At 71.7% G+C, this 18978-nt stretch carries 18 protein-coding genes; 14 read left to right on the top strand and 4 right to left on the bottom strand.

What is annotated here, in order from left to right; all coding sequences use genetic code 11:
* Window positions 1-5 precede the first annotated feature (5 nt).
* The 13 genes from IEY91_RS33910 (at window position 6) to IEY91_RS33850 (ending at window position 14211) form a co-directional block, all read left to right on the top strand.
* The gene (locus IEY91_RS33910) at window positions 6-908 is read left to right on the top strand and encodes an adenine nucleotide alpha hydrolase family protein (protein WP_229697406.1); all 903 of its coding nucleotides are present in this window, start codon (window positions 6-8) and stop codon (window positions 906-908) included.
* Window positions 905-1237, top strand: coding sequence for a hypothetical protein (locus tag IEY91_RS33905; RefSeq protein ID WP_189176931.1), 333 nt, complete (start codon window positions 905-907; stop codon window positions 1235-1237). Before IEY91_RS33910 ends, IEY91_RS33905 begins: the two co-directional genes overlap by 4 nt.
* A 48-nt stretch (window positions 1238-1285) precedes the next feature.
* The gene (locus tag IEY91_RS33900) at window positions 1286-1852 is read left to right on the top strand and encodes a hypothetical protein (protein ID WP_189176930.1); all 567 of its coding nucleotides are present in this window, start codon (window positions 1286-1288) and stop codon (window positions 1850-1852) included.
* A gap of 32 nt (window positions 1853-1884) precedes the next feature.
* Window positions 1885-4008, top strand: a complete 2124-nt coding sequence (locus IEY91_RS33895) for an ATP-binding protein (RefSeq protein ID WP_189176929.1) — start codon at window positions 1885-1887, stop codon at window positions 4006-4008.
* Window positions 4009-4212: 204 nt separating this feature from the next.
* Window positions 4213-4521 (top strand): hypothetical protein, encoded by a 309-nt coding sequence (locus IEY91_RS33890; protein ID WP_189176928.1) that lies wholly within the window; start codon window positions 4213-4215, stop codon window positions 4519-4521.
* 86 nt (window positions 4522-4607) lie between these two features.
* Window positions 4608-5468, top strand: coding sequence for a bifunctional DNA primase/polymerase (locus IEY91_RS33885; RefSeq protein ID WP_189176927.1), 861 nt, complete (start codon window positions 4608-4610; stop codon window positions 5466-5468).
* Window positions 5469-5470: 2 nt separating this feature from the next.
* A complete protein-coding gene (locus tag IEY91_RS33880; RefSeq protein ID WP_189176926.1) occupies window positions 5471-6943 on the top strand; it encodes an AICE element replication initiation protein in 1473 nt (490 codons plus the stop codon).
* A gap of 460 nt (window positions 6944-7403) precedes the next feature.
* The gene (locus IEY91_RS33875; protein ID WP_189176925.1) at window positions 7404-7646 is read left to right on the top strand and encodes a helix-turn-helix domain-containing protein; all 243 of its coding nucleotides are present in this window, start codon (window positions 7404-7406) and stop codon (window positions 7644-7646) included.
* A gap of 79 nt (window positions 7647-7725) precedes the next feature.
* Entirely contained in the window at window positions 7726-8979 is a 1254-nt protein-coding gene (locus IEY91_RS33870; protein WP_189176924.1) for a tyrosine-type recombinase/integrase, read from the top strand.
* Between the two features lie 256 nt (window positions 8980-9235).
* Window positions 9236-10870: a penicillin-binding transpeptidase domain-containing protein gene (locus tag IEY91_RS33865; RefSeq protein ID WP_189176923.1), complete on the top strand. Its 1635-nt coding sequence runs from the start codon at window positions 9236-9238 to the stop codon at window positions 10868-10870.
* Between the two features lie 132 nt (window positions 10871-11002).
* Window positions 11003-12703: a penicillin-binding transpeptidase domain-containing protein gene (locus IEY91_RS33860; RefSeq protein WP_189176922.1), complete on the top strand. Its 1701-nt coding sequence runs from the start codon at window positions 11003-11005 to the stop codon at window positions 12701-12703.
* A 90-nt stretch (window positions 12704-12793) separates the two neighbouring features.
* Entirely contained in the window at window positions 12794-13363 is a 570-nt protein-coding gene (locus IEY91_RS33855; protein WP_189176921.1) for a YbaK/EbsC family protein, read from the top strand.
* Window positions 13360-14211 carry an EamA family transporter gene (locus IEY91_RS33850; RefSeq protein WP_189176920.1) on the top strand — a complete coding sequence of 284 codons (852 nt, stop codon included), beginning with the start codon at window positions 13360-13362 and terminating at the stop codon, window positions 14209-14211. Before IEY91_RS33855 ends, IEY91_RS33850 begins: the two co-directional genes overlap by 4 nt.
* A gap of 281 nt (window positions 14212-14492) precedes the next feature.
* Here the strand turns inward: IEY91_RS33850 and IEY91_RS33845 are convergent, their stop codons facing one another.
* From IEY91_RS33845 to IEY91_RS33830, 4 genes are read right to left on the bottom strand one after another with little or no spacing between them, the layout of a single operon-like run.
* Window positions 14493-15704 (bottom strand): serine hydrolase domain-containing protein, encoded by a 1212-nt coding sequence (locus tag IEY91_RS33845; RefSeq protein ID WP_189176919.1) that lies wholly within the window; start codon window positions 15702-15704, stop codon window positions 14493-14495.
* The gene (locus IEY91_RS33840) at window positions 15691-16521 is read right to left on the bottom strand and encodes an energy-coupling factor ABC transporter ATP-binding protein (RefSeq protein ID WP_189176918.1); all 831 of its coding nucleotides are present in this window, start codon (window positions 16519-16521) and stop codon (window positions 15691-15693) included. Before IEY91_RS33840 ends, IEY91_RS33845 begins: the two co-directional genes overlap by 14 nt.
* Entirely contained in the window at window positions 16506-17270 is a 765-nt protein-coding gene (gene cbiQ, locus IEY91_RS33835) for a cobalt ECF transporter T component CbiQ (RefSeq protein WP_189176917.1), read from the bottom strand. The genes IEY91_RS33840 and cbiQ overlap by 16 nt, the downstream gene beginning before the upstream one ends.
* 1 nt (window position 17271) lies before the next feature.
* The gene (locus IEY91_RS33830) at window positions 17272-18402 is read right to left on the bottom strand and encodes an energy-coupling factor ABC transporter permease (RefSeq protein WP_189176916.1); all 1131 of its coding nucleotides are present in this window, start codon (window positions 18400-18402) and stop codon (window positions 17272-17274) included.
* Window positions 18403-18636: 234 nt separating this feature from the next.
* On the opposite strand from IEY91_RS33830, the gene IEY91_RS33825 reads away from it, so the two are divergent.
* Entirely contained in the window at window positions 18637-18978 is a 342-nt protein-coding gene (locus tag IEY91_RS33825) for an SsgA family sporulation/cell division regulator (protein ID WP_164324060.1), read from the top strand.

The raw sequence follows: 18978 nt of genomic DNA, 5'->3' as shown, positions 1-18978 counted from the left end.
CGGGCGTGCAGTCCACGACCCTGCTGATGCTCGCTGCCGAAGGGCGGTTGCCGAAGCCTGATGCGGCGATCTTCGCTGATACGGGCTGGGAACCGGCGCGCGTGTATGCGCACCTGGACCGGTTGGAGCGGGAGGTGGCCCGGCCTGCCGGGATTCCGCTCTACCGCGTTCAGGTCGGCGTCACGGACGGCCCGACGCGGACTACGGGTGATCTGCGGGCCGACTCGCTCGATCCGGGCTCCTGGGTGCGGATGCCGGTCTTCGTCGCGGACCGTTCCGGGGAGCGGGCTGCCCCGGTGAGGCGGCAGTGCACGGAGGAGTACAAGGTCAAGCCCATCAAGACCGCGATCCGCGGCCTGCTCGGCTACCCCCATCCGACCCCGGTTCCGGCCGGGGTGGTAGTGGAGCAGGCAATTGGGATCAGCCGGGACGAGTTCGAGCGGGCCAAGGACGCCCCCGTGCGCTACCTGCGCAACGTCTTCCCGCTGCTCGACATGGACGGCGCCGCAGACGGCCGGGAGGGCTGGACCCGCACCGACTGCGTGCGCTACCTACGCGCCCACGGCTGGGGACAGACGCCCAAATCCGCGTGTATCGGCTGCCCCTTCCACGGCAACCAGGCGTGGCGCAAGCTGCGCGACGACTACCCCGAGGAATGGGCCGACGCGGTCGACTTCGACCACCGACTTCGACAGATCCCGCACCGGGGGATCAAGGCCGCGCCGTATCTGCACCGCAGCCTGCTGCCCCTGGACCAGGCGCCCATCGACCGCGTCACGCGCACCGAGTGGGCCGAGAGGCAAGGCGACCTGTTCGACACCGCAGCCGACACCGAGGCCGAAGACGGCGCCGCACTTGGCTGCTCCCCGTGGTCCTGCCGCGGAGCGGGAGAGGAGACGACGGCATGAGTGAACCCCTCGTCGGCGCCGCCCTGTTCCGCACCGTGATGCAGGCAGCCGACCACCGCTGTCAGTGCCAGGGCGAATGCGGCCAGCCCCACCGCAAGGGCGGCGGGCGCTGCCCGCACCAGCACGACGGCTACACCAGCAAGCACGGCCGCCGGGTCCGCCTGATCGCGGCCCCCGCCGACCCGCTCGCCTCCGCCGTCGCCGCGGCCAGCCTGCCGCCCGAGCAGTTGCGGGCCTGGTGCCCCGACTGCCACACCACCGCCGCCCGCGCGGCCAAGCGGGCCCTTCCCGACACCTCTACGGATCAGGGCTGCCTGTTCGACCTGTAACGGCCACCCTGCCGCCCAAGCTGCGGCATCAGCCAACGGAGACTCTTCGTGAACCTCACCGTGAGCACGCACAAGATCCCCGGATACGGCCCCACCCTGCGCACCGCCAAGCAGCTCGCGCAGCAGGCCGCGCGCCTGGTCGACCGGGCCGTGCCCGGCCGGATGCCCGACGTCGAAATCATCCTGACCGACCCGCGCGGCATGGCCGAACTCGGCACCGCCGCTGACGCCGAACTGGCCGGGGTCCTGGACAAGCGGACCCGCAACCGCGCCGAACGCGCCGCACGGCGCCTCGCCCGTGACGCGTCCGGACGTGCCATCCCCCGCGCCAACGGCAGCGTGCTGGTGCTGGTGAACGTCGACCAGCACGCCGCTCCCGGGCAGTTCGCCGTGACGCTCGTGCACGAACTCGTGCACGCCATGCAGTTCAGCCGAAGGCACGTCGTCGACCTGATCGTGCGCGACACGCGCGCGCAGTTCGGTGTGGAGCGACAGTCGCGCCGTCAGGCCCGCGCGCACGCCCGCCTGATCGAGCAGCACGAGCAAGAGGCCTACGGCCGCGAGTACCTCGCCAACCAGCTCATCCCCGGCGCCACCGCATCCGCTGCCGCCTGAGCAGCCCTCTTCCCAGTCTGGAGATCTACCGCATGAGCGAGAACGTCGTTCACCTCAACAAGCACCCCCAGCCGCCTGCCCCTGAGGCGGGCCCGACCGTGCTGACCGTGGTCCCGGACCAGGTCGTCGAGACAGTGCCGGTGGTGCCGCTGTGGGTGCGCTCCGGGCGCGCCATGAAGACCGCCATCGCACACGAGCGCACCAAGACCGCCGCCCGCGCAGTCGCCCGCAACGGCCTCTACATCGCCGGTGGCACGAAGATCGTGGCGCGCCGCACCTGGGACGGGCGCACCGCATCCCGCTACGAACGCATGCTCCGCGCGGCCGAGGCCGCGGGGAACTACGAGGTGGCCGCTGAGTGGGAGGAGCGCGGGCAGCGCTTCCGCGCGGAGCGTCACCGCCGCCGCATGGACCTGCTCGCCTCCCCCGTCGACGCCGCCAAGACCGCCCTCATCGGCACCGGCATGAGCATGGGCGCACTCATCGGCCTCGGCGTGGCCCTGGCCCTGGCCACCAAGGACCCCGCCGACGTCATCACCCCCCTCGCTGCCGTGGTCGGGCTCGTGAGCCTGCTCGTCACCATCGTCATGGTGGTGTGGGGGCCCCTGCTCACCATCGGCCCCTTCCTCGCCCTGCTCAGCCTCTGGGCCGTCGGCCGCCACCAAAAGGCCGCCCCCGCCTGGGCACTGCCCGCACGGGAGCGCGACAGTGAAGGCGAGCCGATCACCCCGTCGATCGTCGTCAAGGCCCTGCGCGACCTCGGCGTGCCCGCCCTGCGCAACGCCATCAAGGAGATGGGCGACGCGGGCGCCGCCATGCTCGGACCGATCCGCATCGCCGGATGCGGCGTGGAAGTCGACGTCACCCTGCCCTCCGGAGTGTCCACGGTGGAGGTGCAGCAGCGGCGCCGCAAGCTGGCGGAGAACCTGACCCGGCACGAGCACGAGGTGTTCATCACCATCCCCCAAGCCGCGCGCACGGTGCGGCTGTGGGTTGCGGACTCCGGCGCGCTGGACGAGCCGATCGGGCCGTCTCCGCTGGTCACAGATGAGTCGATGACCGCCGACTACGCCAAGGGCCGCGCCCCCTGGGGACAGGATCTGCGCGGCGACGCCGCCGTGCTGAGCCTGTTCCAACGCCACCTGCTCATCACCGGGTTGTCGAACCAGGGCAAGACGGCGGCGCTCAGGGCGTTGGCGCTGTGGCTCGCGCTGGACCGCTCCGTGAAGTTCCTCATGGGCGACCTGAAGGGCGCCGGTGACTGGGCCATGTTCGACGGCCTGGCCGACACCCTGATCCAGGGGCCCACGGATGAGCACGTGATCCAGGTGGTGGAGATGGTGGAAGGCGGGGTGGAGGAGATGAACCGCCGCCTCCAGGCACCGCCCGGCACCGTCTTCCCGCCGCTGATTGTGCTGGTGGATGAGGCGCAGGTGGCGTTCATGTGCCCGCTCAAGGACGAGGACAAGCGCCCCTACGGCGGCGCCAAGGCCAACTCCCGGTACTTCATGGCCGTCCGTAAGATTCACAACCAGGGGCGTGCGGTCAACGTCCTGATGTGGCAGGGCACCCAGGACCCCACCGACCAGAACCTCCCCAAGCTGGTACGGGAGGGCGCCCACACCCGTGCCTCGCTCGCGCTGGGCACCGAGTCGCAGGCCCGCATGGCGCTGGGGGACAAGGCCGTGGACGGCGGCGCGGCGCCCAACCTGCTGCGTCCGGGGCTGGACAAGGGCACGGTCGTGGTCGCCTCCGACGGCATCGCGATCCCCGCCGGGCAGGCCTCGATCACGGTGCGCACGCACTACATCGACACCGACGACGCGAGTGACATCGCGGAGCGGGCGCGGGCACTGCGGGACGGCGTGACCACCCTGCACGCCATCGACCGCGACGAGGACCGTGACCCGCTCGCCGACATCGCCGCCGTGCTGGGGGATGCCTCCCGGGTGCTGACCGCCGACGTCCTCAAGCGCCTCGCGAGCCTGAACGCGGATGCCTACGGCGACTGGACGCCCGGCGACCTCAAGCGCGTGCTGGAAGCCGAAGGGGTCGAGCCCTACAAGTCCCACGGGCGCATGGTCGTCGGCCGCGACGACGTCATCCGCGCGCTGGCTGAGCGCGACAGCGAGGGTTCCGCTTCCGCCGCCGCGTAGCGGGGAGGCGCCCGCGCCTGCCGTGGGGAGGCGGGGAGAACTCCCCAACCGCCTCCCCGCACCGCATCCCCCGCACTGATCAGCGAAAACACCATGTCGGGGAGGCGGGGAGGCCCGCAGGTCACACCCTGTGAAACCCCCTCTGCAGAGCCTCCCGCAGGGGGTGTCTCTGCCTCCCCGCCCACGGATCGGAAGGGATTCCGGATGAACCACCGCGACCCGCCGGGGATCATCGCCCCGCACATCCCCGCCGACGACTACCGCCGCGCCCAGGCCACCGGCCAACCCGTCGTCATCGTCGTCCACACCACCGACCACACCGGGCGCCCCCTGCGCCACTACCTCTTCCCCATCGCAGTGGCGGGCGCGGGCGCCATGGGCATCTTCGGTCTCGTGGCCGCGTTCCTCGCGCTGCTCGACGTCGCCGCCCACACCGCCACCGCGATCGGCGGCGCCGCGGGCCCCATCGGCGTCGGCGGCATCACCCTGCGCCTGGCCCGCGGCAAGACCTAGCTACGCCAAGGGCGGCCCCCGTCTCGCCAAAGTCCGGGGCCGCCCTTGTCCACCTGCCCACTACAGAGCTGTGGAGGTCTCCCAGCATGACGCAACCCACCGACATCCGGCGAGAGCACCTGCGTGCCGCTCTCGCCCTGGCCGCCTCCGGCGTGCCCGTGCTGCCGTTGCGGGCCGGGAAGGTGCCGTTCGGCAACTGCCGCCGCTGCACCGACAACACGTGCGGTGGACGGCCGAACATGAAGACCCCTGGCCCCTGCACCTGCCCGCACCCGTGCCACGCATGGGCCGCCGCGACGACGGACGCGGACGTCATCAACTCCGGCAGTTGGCAGCGGGCCTGGGGTCGGGCTGCGGCCGTCGCCTACCACCCCGGCGGGGCCGACCTGACGGTCGTCGACCTCGACAACGCCGACGCGATCACGTGGGCGCGCGAGAACCTGCCCGCCACGCAGACCGTGGCCACCACCCGGGGTGAGCACTGGATCTACCTCGGGGCGATGGGCTCCGCCAACGGCGTCCGGCCGGGCGTGGACATCAAGTCCACGATGGCCTACGCCCGCTGGCGTGGGCACGGCACCGGCACCCCCACGGCGCTGCCGGACGCCGTGCGCACGCTCGCCGCGGCGAAGCCCGCCACGGCGCGCCCCGCGCCGCAGGCCATCGCAGTGCCCCCGTTCGCCGGGGGCGGAGCGTGCCGCCATCGCACGCCCGCGTATCTGGAGCGTGGCATCGCCATGGCGGAGCAGCGCATCACCGACGCCCGCAGTGGCGTGCACGCCACCGTCTACCGGACGTTCCTGGCCGTGCTCTCCACGCACGGCCGGTGCGGCTGCCTCACCGAGACGCACATCGGGCGCCTGTTCACCGCCGCGCAGGCCAAGGGCGAAACGGCCCGGCACTGCACCGACGCATGGACCAACGCCCGCACCCGGCTGGGACTGTAGCCATGGCTGACGACGACAAGACTCCCGCCCGCGAGATCATCACCGACTACGCGCAAGAGCACTTCCGCTACTTCCGCACCCCTGACGGCACCGTGTACGCGCAGAAGAACGGGCACCCCGTGGCCCGTCCGATCCGTTCTCAGGGGGCCACCGGAAGCCACCGGCAGGAACTCATGGTCGGACTCTTCCGCGACGGACGCGGAGTCTTCAACGGCAGCGCCATCAAGGAAGCGCTGGACCTGATCGAAGCGCTCGCGCTGAGCGAGGGCGTACAGCCGGTGCACATCCGGGTCGCCCCGGGCTTTGACGGGGCGACGTGGCTGGACCTGGGTCGCGACGACGGACAGTCCGTCCGCATCCACCCCACCGGATGGGACATCACCATTCCCGACCCGCGCGAGGTGTGCTGGCGCCGCACCCAGCTCACCGGGGAACTGCCCCTGCCCGCCAAGGACACCGATGGCAAGGGCGTCGACCTGTTGATGCGGCTGTGCAACTTCGCCAACGCCGACACCGAGTCCCTGGCTCTCGCCTGGCTGATCGGCTGCCTCGGGCCGTCCGTGCCCGTCCCCGCGCCGTTCCTCACCGGACCGCAGGGCGCGGGCAAGTCCACGGGCGGGCGGATGCTCATCAGGGTCGTGGAGGGCATGAGCGGGGACCTGCGCCGCGCCCCGAAGGACGAGGCGAATCTGATCGCGGCCGTGGCCGCCGGGTGGGTCACCGCGCTCGACAACCTCTCGCACCTGACGCCGGACCTGGCGGACGCCATGTGCTGCGTCGTCACTGGCGCTGAGGACGTCAAACGCGCCCTGTTCACCGACGGGGACGTCTACCGCACCGGCTACCGCCGCCCCCTGCTGCTCACCGGTATTGACGTCGGCCTCATCCGGCCCGACCTTGCCGAACGGCTCCTGCCGCTGCATCTGGTGCGCCCCAAGGTGCGGCGCACCGAGGCGGAGCTGTGGGCGGAGTACGAAGAGATCCTGCCCGTGGTGCTCGGCTCGCTCCTGGACCTCACGGTCAAGGTCCGCGCGGTGAAGGCGGAGACCCCCACCGACCTGCGGATGGCCGACTTCGCGCACCTGTGCGCGCAACTCGACGCAGCTACCGGTCTCGGAGCGCTCAGCGCCTACCGGGCGAGCCTGGATGACCTCAACGACGACGTGATCGAGGGCGACCTCCTCGCGCAGACCGTCTTGCGGCACGCCGACACGATCGCACCCGGAGCGGCACAGCGGATGACCTCTACCGAGTGGCTGCACCTCCTCAGCGGCCTCTACAGCGGCGAGGAACTGCGTCCCCTGCCCAAGGGCTGGCCGACCACGGGAAAGGTCCTCTCCGACCGCCTCAAGCGCCTCCAGCCCACGCTGGCCGCCCTAGGTGTCCTCATCGACTCGGGCCGCACCAGAGAGGGCCGCTACATCGAGATGGCCTGCTCGCCCGCCACGCCCCCGCACGAGCAACAGGCGTTCTGACCGGCATCGCCGCCGAACAGCAACAGCAAGAGGAGCACCCCGGGCGCGGCGTGCTCCTCTTGCTGTTCGGCGGCGAAGCCGCCCTGCGGGGACGTGCCGCGAAGCGGCTCCTTCTTCACGTCCTGAGCAGCACCGCACCACCACAGACACCCCCCTTCTTTTTCCTAAGTGGGGAACGCTGCGTCACCTGCGTCACGGGCGCCCGGAAACGCCCGGCGACCTGCGCATACGGCCGTGACGCAGACGGCCGACCTCTGCGTCACGCCGCGTCACCTGCGTCACCCGTGGCGGACAGCCTGCGTCACCGGTGACGTGCCCCCGAGCCTCTGCGTCACCCGAAACCCGCAGGTCAGAGACGCGTATGACGCAGGTGACGCTGTGACGCAGAAATCCGCACTTCGGACACACGCGCGCCCCGAGAAGCCTCCGAATGCAACACGACTCGACTTCCGAGGACCCCATGAGCCGAACCCGTTCCGCTCAACCCGACCCTCGCGCCACCCTCCGCGGCGGCCTGCCCGACCGGTACCTCACCCCCGACGACATCGCCGAGATGTTCGAGGTGCCCAAGGAGACCGTCTACCAGTGGCGTAAGAAGCGCACCGGCCCGCCCGGCTTCCGCGTCGGCAAGCACATCCGCTACGACCCCGCCGACGTCCAGAGCTGGAAACAGGAGCGCATGGCGGCCGACGCCGCCGCATAACCGAACACAGCCCAGCACGGCAGGGAGAGCCGCCTCGCGCGGCTCTCCCTGCCGTGCTTCGTGAAGGGAACGCCTCCTCGTGGCAGGCCACATCCAAGACCGCTGGCACAAGACCGAGACAGACGCCAACGGCAAGCCGCACAAGGTCAAGTCCGAGCGCCACGGCAGCGGCCTGCGCTACCGCGCCCGGTACGTCGGTCCCGATGGCTCTGAGAAGTCCAAGAGCTTCCGCGACGGACAGAAGCGCCTCGCGGAGAAGTGGTTGACCGACATCGAGTCCGACATGTCGCGCGGGCAGTACATCGACCCCAGGAAAGCGCGCACCACCTTCCAGCAGTACGCCGAGAAGTGGGTGAACGCCCACACCGGCGAGATCAACAGCCGCGAGGCTGCCGAGCGTCGGCTACGGCTGCACGCATACCCGCACATCGGCACGCGTCCCATCGGGTCGTTCAAGCCCGAGCACATCCGGGACTGGATCAGCGCGCTTGAAGGAACCGTGCCTGCCGAGTCGAGCCGCCGCGTCATCGTCGGCACGGTGTCGGCCGCGTTGCATGCAGCCGTGGAGGACGGGCTCCTCCTGAAGAACCCGTGCCGTGCCCGCACCGTCCGCCTGCCGAAGCCCGCCAAGCCGCGCGTCGTCCCGTGGACAGCCGCTCGCGTCTTTGACGTGCGGTCGGCGCTACCCAAGCGGTTTCAGGCCACCGTGGACCCGGGTGCGGGGTGCGGTCTGCGCCAAGGCGAGATCTTCGGGCTCTCGGAGGACGAACTCGACTACGAGGGCGGGTGGGTGCACGTCACGCACCAGCTCAAGCGAATCCGCGGGAAGTACGTGTTCGCACCGCCCAAGGGCGGCAAGGAGCGCAGTGCGCCGCTCCCGATGACGGTGGGCCGCTCTCTGCGCGCCCACTCGGAGGAGTTCCCGCCCATCACGGTCACGCTGCCGTGGCGCACGCCTGACGGGCCCCTCGTGACCAAGCGGCTGTTGTACAGCGGCAACGAGGGGCTGCACGTCCGCGTGAGCTACTTCAACGACTTCATGTGGAAGCCCGCTCTGGCCGTCGCTGGCGTCATCCCGGCGCCGAAGGAGGGCGAGCGGTACGCGGCGGCGCGCGAGGACGGCATGCACGCGCTCAGGCACTTCTACGCGTCCGTCCTCCTGGACGCTGGCGAGAACATCCGTGCGCTGAGCCAGTACCTCGGACACTCCGACCCTGGATTCACGCTCAGGACGTACACGCACCTGATGCCGAGCAGCGAGGGGAGGACCCGGAAAGCGGTCGACAACGCGCTGCTTCTTCCCAAGATCACGGCCCAGCGACGGCCCAGATAGAGGGCAGCAGCCCGCGTCGCAGGGTTCCCGGGCAGGTCGGGGCCGCAATGGCCCCGATCGCTCGGAATATCATTTACTTCTGGCCGATCTATACCGGCCAAGCGATCCCGATCGATTCCTGGCGTTCCAGAATGTGGCTCGATACCTGGGTCTGAACGCGACAATCGGACACCTTCGGATAACAGCCGACCCATTCGGCCCTTCCCTCCCACAGGCCCCCATAAGGTTGTGGCATTCCTGGGGAGGGGGGCGCTTGATGCGCAAGGGAGTTAAGGCCGCTCTGGTCGGCGGGGTGTTCACCGTCATGGTGGGTGGCGCCGGTTATGGCGCGTACAACGTCGTCAATGCCGTGAACGGTGGCGGGGGTTCGTCGTCGGGGAAGTCGGGGGCGAGCAGGAGCGGGCCGCCGACGCGGGACGAGGTGCGGGAGACCGCGCGGGAGTTTCTCGGGGCGTGGGCCGAGGGGGACGCGGACGGCGCGGCGGCGTACACCGACAACGCGGAGGCCGCGGCCGAGGCGCTGACGGGCTTTCGCGAGGACGCGTACATCCGCAAGGTCGAGCTGACGCGGGGGCGGATCAGCGGGACGCGGGTGCCGTTCACGGTGCGGGCCACGGTCACGTACGAGGGGAAGAGCAAGCAGCTGCGGTACGCCTCGGCCTTGGAGGTCGTACGCGGGGTCCACACCGGGCGGGCCCTGGTCGACTGGCGGGCGTCCGTGCTGCACCCGGAGCTGAGGCGCGGCGACACCCTGGAGACGGGCGAGGCGGCGGCGCCGCCGATCGTGGCCGTCGACCGGAACGGCGTGGTCCTGACCGGGAAGAAGTACCCGTCGCTCGCGCCCGTCCTGGACCAGCTCCGTGCGAAGTACGGCGAGCAGGCGGGCGGGAGGCCGGGCGTCGAGCTGTATGTGCGGCGTGCCGAGAAGGGCGCGGGCGCGAAGACGTTGCTGACGTTCGCGAAGGGGCGGCCGGGGAGGCTGCCGACGACGTTGAGCGCGGCGGCGCAGCGGGCCGCCGAGGACGCGGTGGCGCGGCACCCCGAGTCGTCGGTGGTCGCGGTCAGACCGAGCAGCGGCGACGTGCTCGCCGTCGCCAACCACCGCGCGGACAAGTTCAACGCGGCCTTCGAGGGCAAGCTGGCGCCCGGCTCGACGATGAAGATCGTGACGGCGGCCATGCTCATCGACAAGGGCGTCACCAAGGCCTCCGGGCCCGCGCCCTGCACCCCGGAGGCGACCTGGCAGAGCCAGACCTTCCACAACCTCCGGGGCATGACGCCGAACGAGGACGCCACGCTCGCGGACAGCTTCGCGCGCTCCTGCAACACGGCGTTCGTGAAGCTGGTCGACGAGAAGCCGCTCACGGACGCGTCGCTCACCGAGGAGGCGAACACCAACTTCGGCCTGGGCCGCGACGACTGGCGGACCGGCATCACGTCGGCGGACGGCTCGGTGCCCGCCTCCGGCGGCCCGGACCGCGCCGCCAACGCCATCGGCCAGGGCCAGGTGCAGCTCAACCCGCTGAACCTGGCGTCGGTGGCGGCAACGGCCATGACGGGCTCGTTCCGCCAGCCCGTCCTCGTACCGAAGAAGTTCATCGACGGTGAACTGGCCACCGCGCGCGGCCTGTCGGCGGGTACGGTCGCCCAACTGCGGCAGATGATGCGGCGCACGGCGGTCGCCGGGACGGGCGCGAGGGCCATGGCGGGGCTCGGCGGCGACGTCGGGGCGAAGACGGGGTCGGCGGAGGTCGACGGTCAGACGAAGCCCAACAGCTGGTTCGCGGGCTACCGCGGGGACACCGCGGTGGCCGCGATGGCGCAGGAGGGCGGGCACGGCGGCGACACCGCGGGGCCGATCGTGGCGGCGGTACTGCGGGCGGGCGGGTGACGGGCGGGTGAGAACCCCGGGGACCGGTCGCCCGCGCGGGCGACGCCGTGGTCAACGGGGTGCGTGGGTGCCGCTAGGTTGGCTGGCGGTGAGTGAGGTGCGGCGGGGGCCGAGGGGAACAGCGGAGGATTCGTGGGTAACAGGAGACGCGCGACCGAGCGCAAGAAGGTGCATCCGGGCGTGCTCGGCGGCGCGGCGGTGGCGATCGTGTGCGGCGTCGGGGTAGCGGCGTACGCGGTCGTCGGGAACGGCGCGGGCGGCGACGGGAAGTCCGACGAGAAATCCGTGGCCACGGGTCCGCCGACGGCCGCCGAAGTGCGCACCACCGCGCGGGCGTTCCTCACCGCGTGGGAGAAGGGCGACGTGGCCGGCGCCGCGGCGCTCACGGACGACCGCAAGCAGGCCCGCGCGGCGCTCACGGCGTACCGCAAGGAGGCGCGGATCGCCGAGGTGGTCCTGACACCCGGCAAGCCCGCGGCGCGCAAGAGCGCGAAGGTTCCGTTCAAGGCGGCGGCCACGGTCTCGTACGAGGGAAAGACCAAGCCGTACGCGTACGAATCCACGCTGACCGTCGCGCGTCGCGCCGCCGACGGCAAGGTCCTCGTGTCCTGGGCGCCGTCCGTCGTCCACCCCGAACTGCGGCCCGGCGACCGCCTTGTGACGGGCGCGGCGGGCACCCCGCCGATCAAGGCCGTGGACCGGGACGGAGGCGCGCTCACCGCCGCCAAGTACCCGTCCCTCGGCACGGTCCTCGACGGGCTGCGCGAGAAGTTCGGCAAGGAGGCCGGCGGCAAGGCGGGCGTGGAGCTGCGGGTGGTGCGCGCGGACGCCGAGCCCGACGCCGACGACAAGGGCTCGGCGGCGGCGAAGAAGAGCGACGCGAAGGACACCCCCGACAAGACGCTCCTTGCCCTCTCCCCCGGCACCCCGGGCACGCTGAAGACGACGATCAGCCCGCGCACCCAGGCCAAGGCGGAGAAGGAGACGGCGAAGCGGAAGCGGGCCTCGGTCGTCGTGGTCAGGCCGTCCACCGGCGAGATCCTGGCCGTCGCCAACTCCGAACCCGCCGGCTTCAACACGGCCCTCCAGGGCTCGCTCGCGCCCGGCTCCACGATGAAGGTCATCACCTCCTCGATGCTCCTGGAGAAGGACCTCGCGGGCGTCGACAAGAAGCACCCCTGCCCGAAGTACGAGACGTACGGCGGCTGGAAGTTCCAGAACGACGACAAGTTCCAGATCAAGGGCGGTACGTTCCGGGCGAGCTTCGCGCGGTCCTGCAACACGGCCTTCATCACCCAGGCCAAGAAGCTCGACGACGACTCCCTGACGAAGCAGGCCCAGGACGTGTTCGGCCTCGGCCGCGACAACTGGTCCATCGGCGTCGCGTCGTTCGACGGCGCCGTGCCGGTGCAGTCGGACGCGCAGATGGCGGCCTCGCTCATCGGCCAGGGCGGGGTGCGCATGAACCCCCTCAACATGGCGTCGGTCGCCGCCACCGTGAAGTCCGGCACGTTCCGGCAGCCGTACCTGGTCTCGCCCGACCTCGACGACCGCCAACTGGCGCGCGCGCCGCGCAAGATGTCCGGCAGGACGGCGTCCGCCCTGCGGGACCTCATGCACTACACGGGCGTCGCCGGCACCGCCGCCAAGCCCATGGCGGGCCTCGGCTCCGACTCCGGCGCGAAGACCGGCTCCGCGGAGGTCGACGGCCAGAAGAAGCCCAACGGATGGTTCACGGCGTACCGCGGTGATGTGGCCGCGGCGGCCGTGGTGCAGGCCGGGGGGCATGGTGGGGATTCGGCGGGGCCGGTGGTGCGGGCCATGCTGCGCTGACCTGCGGTTTCGTGTGCGGCCCTCGGCCTCGCGTCCGGTATGCGGATACGTGGTCGCGTGGCCCACACACGTACCGCTAGCGTGCGGCGCATGAGCACTACGGACAACGCCGAGGGCGCATCCGGCGCCAACCCCCGTTTCGTCGAGGCCGTGCGCGAGCTCGGCCTCGACGCGCTTCCCGCCGAGATCCGCCGCTTCCCCGACCAGACGCGTACCGCCGCCGAGGCGGCCGCCGCGATCGGCTGCGAGCTCAGCCAGATCTGCAAGTCGCTGATCTTCGCGGCGGACGGGGTGCCCGTACTCGTCCTGATGGACGGCGCCTCCCGGGTCGACGTGGAGCTGGTCCAGCGGGAGCTGGGCGTGGAGAAGGTGACCCGGGCCAAGGCGGACGTCGTGCGCGAGGCCACCGGGTACGCGATCGGCGGGGTCCCGCCCTTCGGGCACGCCACCCGTACCCGCGTCCTCGCCGACCGGTCCCTCCTCGACCACTCCGTGGTGTGGGCCGCGGCCGGCACCCCCTACACCGTCTTCCCCATGGCCCCGAAGGACCTGATCGCCCACGCGGGCGCCACGCTCGTCGACGTGCGCGAGACCGCCGCGCCCACCCCGCGCGAGACCGCCGCACCCGCCCCCCGCGAGGCCGCCGGACCCGGTCTGTGACCCCGCTCGTCGCGGGGGCCGTGCTGCTCGCCGCCGTCACCCACGCGAGCTGGAACGCGATCGCCCACCACATCACCGACAAGCTCGTCGCCTTCACCCTCATATCCGGCGGCGGTCTCCTCATCGGCCTCGCCATGGCCCCCTTCGCCCCGTTCCCCGCCGCCGAGGCCTGGCCCTACCTCCTCCTCTCCGCCGTCCTCCACGTCGCCTACATGGCCCTCCTCATGCGGTCCTTCCGGCTCGGCGACTTCGGGCAGGCCTACCCCATCGCCCGCGGCAGCGCCCCACTCGTCGTGACGATCCTTGCCGCCGTGTTCGCCGGGGAGGTGCCCGGCGGGTGGCAGGCCGCGGGCGTCGTCGTCTGCTCGGCCGGGCTCACCGGGCTCGCGCTCTGGGGGATCCGGGGGTCCGGGAAGCGGCCCGACTGGGCTGCGATCGGGGCTGCACTGGCCACTGGTGTCTCCATCGCCGCCTACACCGTCGTGGACGGGCTCGGGGTGCGGGCCTCCGGGACGTCGATTGGGTACATCGCCTGGCTGATGGTGCTTGAGGGGATCGCTGTGCCCGCGTATGCCGCTTGGCGGTGGCGGGGGGAGCTGGGGGCGCGGCTTCGGCCGTTCGTCGGGGTCGGGCTGCTGGGTGCCGCGCTTTCCGTCGCTGCGTACGGGCTTGTGCTCTGGGCGCAGACTCGGGCCGACCTCGCCCCGATCTCCGCCCTCCGCGAGTCCTCCATCATCGTCGGCGCTGCCATCGGGGCCGTGTTCTTCAAGGAGCGGTTCGGGTTGTCGCGGATGGTGGCTGCGGGGGTGATGGTTGCGGGGATCGGGTTGATGTTGCATGCGGGTTGAGGCCGGGGGCCCTGCGGGGCTTTCCCCAATCCCGCCCCTTCCCGAAACTGGGGCTCCGCCCCAGACCCCGTATCGGCGCTCCGCGCCTCGTCCTCAAACGCCGGACGGGCTAAAAAACCCCGCCGCACCGGCAAGATACGGCCCCGCCGGCTAGGTATAGCCCGTCCGGCGATTGAGGACGAGCCGCGAAGCGGCGATAGCGGGGAGAGGGGCGCAGCCCCATGCATGACGGGGGTCCAGGGGCGGCAGCCCCTGGTTACGGGAAGGGGCGGGCCTGGGGGCTACGCAGCCGCGGCAACCCGCACCGCCCGCACCAACCCCTGCGCCCGCGCGTCCGCCGTAACCCCCTTCCCCATCCCGTTCGTCACATAGCCGAAGGCAATCCCGGCCCCGGGATCCGCGAAGCCGAGGGCCCCGCCCCGCCCGGGGTGGCCGAACGACTCGGCGCCGAGGAGGGGCGACGCGCCGCCGTGGAGCATGTAGCCGAGGCCGAGTCGGGTGTGGACGACCAGGACCCGGTCGGCCCCGGCGGACGCCTCCGCGCGGGCGAGGGCAAGGGTCGACGGGTCGAACAACCGCGTACCGGAGTCGACTTCGCCGATGAGGGACGCGTAGAACCCAGCCAGACCTCCCGCCGTGGCGATGCCGTTCGACGCGGGCAGGACCGCCGAGCGGTACGCGGCGGAGTTCTCGTCGGGGAACGGCGACACCACGTCGAACGCGCGCCGCGTGAGGGACGCCGGATCCCGGTACGCCTCGGAGACCTGCGGCTTCGGCCGCGTACGCAGCCCCCCTGCCGTGGGCACGTCGAGGCGCCCGAGCCGCCCCACCCGCCCCGCCTCGGAGGCGGGCAACCCGATCCACAGGCCGAGGCCGAGCGGCCCGGCGATCTCGTCGGCGACGAAGTCCCGGATCGACCGCCCGGTCACGCGCCGCACCAGCTCCCCGGTCAGCCAGCTGTACGTGTGCGCGTGGTAGCCGTGATCCGTCCCCGGCTCCCAGAAGGGCGCCTGCGCGGCCACCGCGGCGGCGGCCGCGTCCGGGTCGAGGGCCTGCTCCGGCGTCAGCGGGCGGTCGAGGGCGGGCACCCCGGCCCGGTGCGCGAGGACATGGCGTACGAGGACGCGGTCCTTGCCGTGGGCCTTGAACTCCGGCCAGTACGCGCCGACCGGGGCGTCCAGGTCGAGCTCCCCGCGCTGGTGGAGGAGGAGCAGGGCGGCCGCGGCGACACCCTTGGTCGCCGAGCGGACTACCTGCGCGGTGCCGCGCTCCCAGGGGGCGGCCGGGTCGGCGCCGTCGACCGGCTCGGTGCCGTCGAAGTCCCGCACCCCGCCCCACAGGTCCACCACCGGCCGCCCGTCCCGGTACACCACGACCCCGGCACCTCGCTCACCCAGCGCCGCGAAGTTCCGTACGAAGGCGTCCCGCACCGGCTCGAACCCGTCGGCCACCGTGCCGTGCACTGCCGCGCCGTCCACCTCAGCGTTCTCCATGTACCGCACAACAGCCGCCCGCCACCGAAGATTCCACTACCTCGCCCCCCCGCACCGACTTCGGATCGAAGCCGAACGGGAGCTCCAGGCGGTGGCTCGCCATCAGGTCCTCGTCGGCCAGGAGTTCGCCGGTCGGGCCGTCCGCCGCGATCACGCCCTCGCTGAGGACGAGGGCGCGGGGGCAGAGTTCGAGGGCGTACGGCAGGTCGTGGGTGACCATGAGGACGGTGACGTCCAAGGAGCGGAGGATGTCGGCCAGTTCGCGGCGGGATGCGGGGTCGAGGTTCGAGGACGGTTCGTCCAGGACGAGGATTTCCGGCTCCATGGCCAGGACCGTCGCCACGGCCACTCGGCGTCGTTGGCCGAAGGACAGGTGGTGCGGGGGGCGGTCCGCGTACTCCGCCATTCCCACCTGGCCGAGCGCCTTCCGTACGCGCGCCTCCAGCTCCGGGCCCCGCATCCCCGCCGCCGCGGGGCCGAACGCCACGTCCTCGCGGACCGTCGGCATGAAAAGCTGGTCGTCGGGGTCCTGGAAGACGATGCCGACCTTGCGGCGGATCTCGGCCATGTGCCGCTTGCCGACGGGCAGTCCGGCGACCGTGACCGTTCCGGCGCCCGCGGTGAGGATGCCGTTGAGGTGCAGGACGAGGGTGGTCTTGCCCGCGCCGTTGGGACCGAGCAGCGCGACGCGTTCGCCGCGGTCGATGCGCAGGTCCACGCCGAACAGGGCCTGGTGGCCGTCGGGGTAGGCGTAGGCGAGGCCGGTGACTTCCAGGGAGGCGGAGGCGGGTGGTGCGGCGGTCACGACAGGGTCCATCCCAACAGGCAGACGGCTAGGGCGGTCAGGGGCAGGGTCAGGGCGTACGTCCACTGGGCGCGGGTCGCCGTCGCCTCGTCGATGACCGGCATCGACCCCGCGTAGCCCCGGCTGACCATGGCGAGGTGCACGCGTTCGCCGCGTTCGTAGGAGCGGATGAACAGCGCGCCCGCCGACTTGGCGAGCACGCCCCATTGGCGCACGCCGCGCGCCTCGAAGCCGCGGGACTCGCGCGCGATCTTCATGCGCCGCATCTCGTCCGTGACGACGTCCCCGTACCGGATCATGAAGGACGCGATCTGTACGAGGAGCGGCGGCAGCTTCAACCGCTGCAGCCCCAGGAGCAGTTCGCGCAGGTCGGTGGTGGCGGCGAGCAGGACGGACGCGGCCACGCCCAGCGTGCCCTTGGCCAGGACGTTCCACGCGCCCCACAGGCCGTGCACGCTCAGCGACATGCCGAGGACCTCGGTCCGCTCGCCCTCCGCCACGAACGGAAGGAGCAGCGCGAACGCCACGAACGGGACCTCGATGAGAAGCCGCTTCAGCCAGAACAGGGGCGGTACGTGGGCCGCGTACGCCACCGACGCGAGCAGCAGCGCGTACGCCGCGAACGCCCACATCGCCTCGCGCGGCGTGGACACCACGACGACCACGAAGCAGAAGACGGCGGTGAGTTTGGTGTGCGGGGGCAGGGCGTGCACCGGCGAGTGGCCCTGGCGGTAGAGGCGGTGGGCGTGGCCCGCGCCCATGTCAGGCGTTCTCCGCGGGCTTGGCCGCGGGGGTGGCGGCGGGGGTGGCCGGTGCGGTGGCCGTGACGCCCGCGCCGGTCGACGCCGGGCCGGTGTCCGTGCCGTCCGTGGCACGCCGCCGCCGTACCGCCCAGAACACCGCGCTGCCCGCGACCACCGTCACGCCGACGCCGATGATGCCCGCGAGGCCGCCGGACAGGCGGGTGTTGGTGATGTCCTTCACGCCGTAGTCCGCGAGGGGCGAGTCCGCCGCGTCGTGCTCCTTCTCGCCCTTGTCGAAGCCCTTGTCGTGGGCGACCTTCTCCAGGCCGTCGGGGTTCGTGGAGGCGTAGAAGGAGACGAAGCCCGCGAGGACCAGGGACGTGACCAGGCCCGCGGCCCACAGCTTGCGGTGCGAGGTGGCGGAAGCAGCGGAGGCCGGGGCGGCGGCGGGCGCGGCAGGTGCGTCGATCAGTTCGCCGCCCACGCGCAGCTTCAGCGGCGCCGTCAGGCCCCGCGCGCCGTGCACCAGGTCCGGGCGGACGGCGATCACCGCGCCGACCGTGAGCGCCGTGATCGCGGCCTCGCCGATGCCGATGAGGACGTGTACGCCGATCATGGCCGTGGCGACCTTGCCGAGGGAGACGTCCGTGGTGCCGCCGATGGCGTAGATCAGGGTGAAGGCGGCGGCAGCGGCCGGTACGGAGACCAGCGCGGCCGTGAACGCGGCCGCCGTCACCGAGCGGCGCCCGGCGGGCAGCACCTTCGCCAGGCCGCGGAAGATCGCGTATGCCACGACGGTCGTCACGCACGCCATGACCGTGATGTTCACGCCGAGCGCGGTCAGGCCGCCGTCGGCGAAGAGCAGCCCCTGCATGAGCAGGACGACGGAGACGCAGAGCACCGCCGTGTAGGGGCCGACGAGTATCGCGGCGAGTGCTCCGCCCAGCAGGTGGCCGCTTGTTCCGGCCGCCACGGGGAAGTTGAGCATTTGTACGGCGAAGATGAAGGCCGCGACGAGGCCGGCGAGCGGTGCCGTCCGTTCGTCGAGTTCACGCCGCGCGCCACGCAGGCTCACGGCGACGGCGCCGACGGCTACGGCACCGGCGGCGACGGAAACGGGCGCATTGATGAAGCCATCGGGGACATGCATGCGCGTGCTCCTGGAAAGGCGCATGTCATGAGCGTGGGGAGTCGCTCACGACGAGAGCGGATCGCTCCGAGCGGGTCGCTCGTGAACCTTTCAATGATGGGCGTTGTTGCGAATCGCTTGCAAGAGCGGTCGGGCAACGATTGAGCGCCCCCCACCTTGCGTGACATTCACGTACATATGGGACATTAGGGAGAAGCCGCTTTCCGTGGGCCGGAACGACTACGAGGAGTCACCATGTCGGCAGTCGAGCAGTTCACCCGGGCCCACCTCGTCACGGATTCCCCCGACGAACACGTCGTCGTCCCCGTCGCGCTGCGCTACGACCCGGAGGCCGACCCGCGTTCAGTACGGGTCGGCCTCCCTGGGTCGCACGACTGGGTCTTCACCCGCGAGCTCCTTGAGAAGGGCCTGCGGGCGCCGACGGAGAGCGGCGACGTGAGCATCTGGCCGTGCGGCCGGGTCCAGACGGTCCTGGAGTTCCACTCGGCCCAGGGGGTGGCGGTCGTGCAGTTCGACGCCTCGGCGCTGATCCGCTTCCTGCGCCGTACGTACACGGCCGCCCCTGTGCCCCACTGA

Source organism: Streptomyces lasiicapitis (assembly GCF_014646335.1).
Taxonomy (GTDB): domain Bacteria; phylum Actinomycetota; class Actinomycetes; order Streptomycetales; family Streptomycetaceae; genus Streptomyces; species Streptomyces lasiicapitis.
The sequence above is the reverse complement of the archived record's forward strand: the minus strand, read 5'-3'. Positions and strand labels throughout refer to the sequence as shown.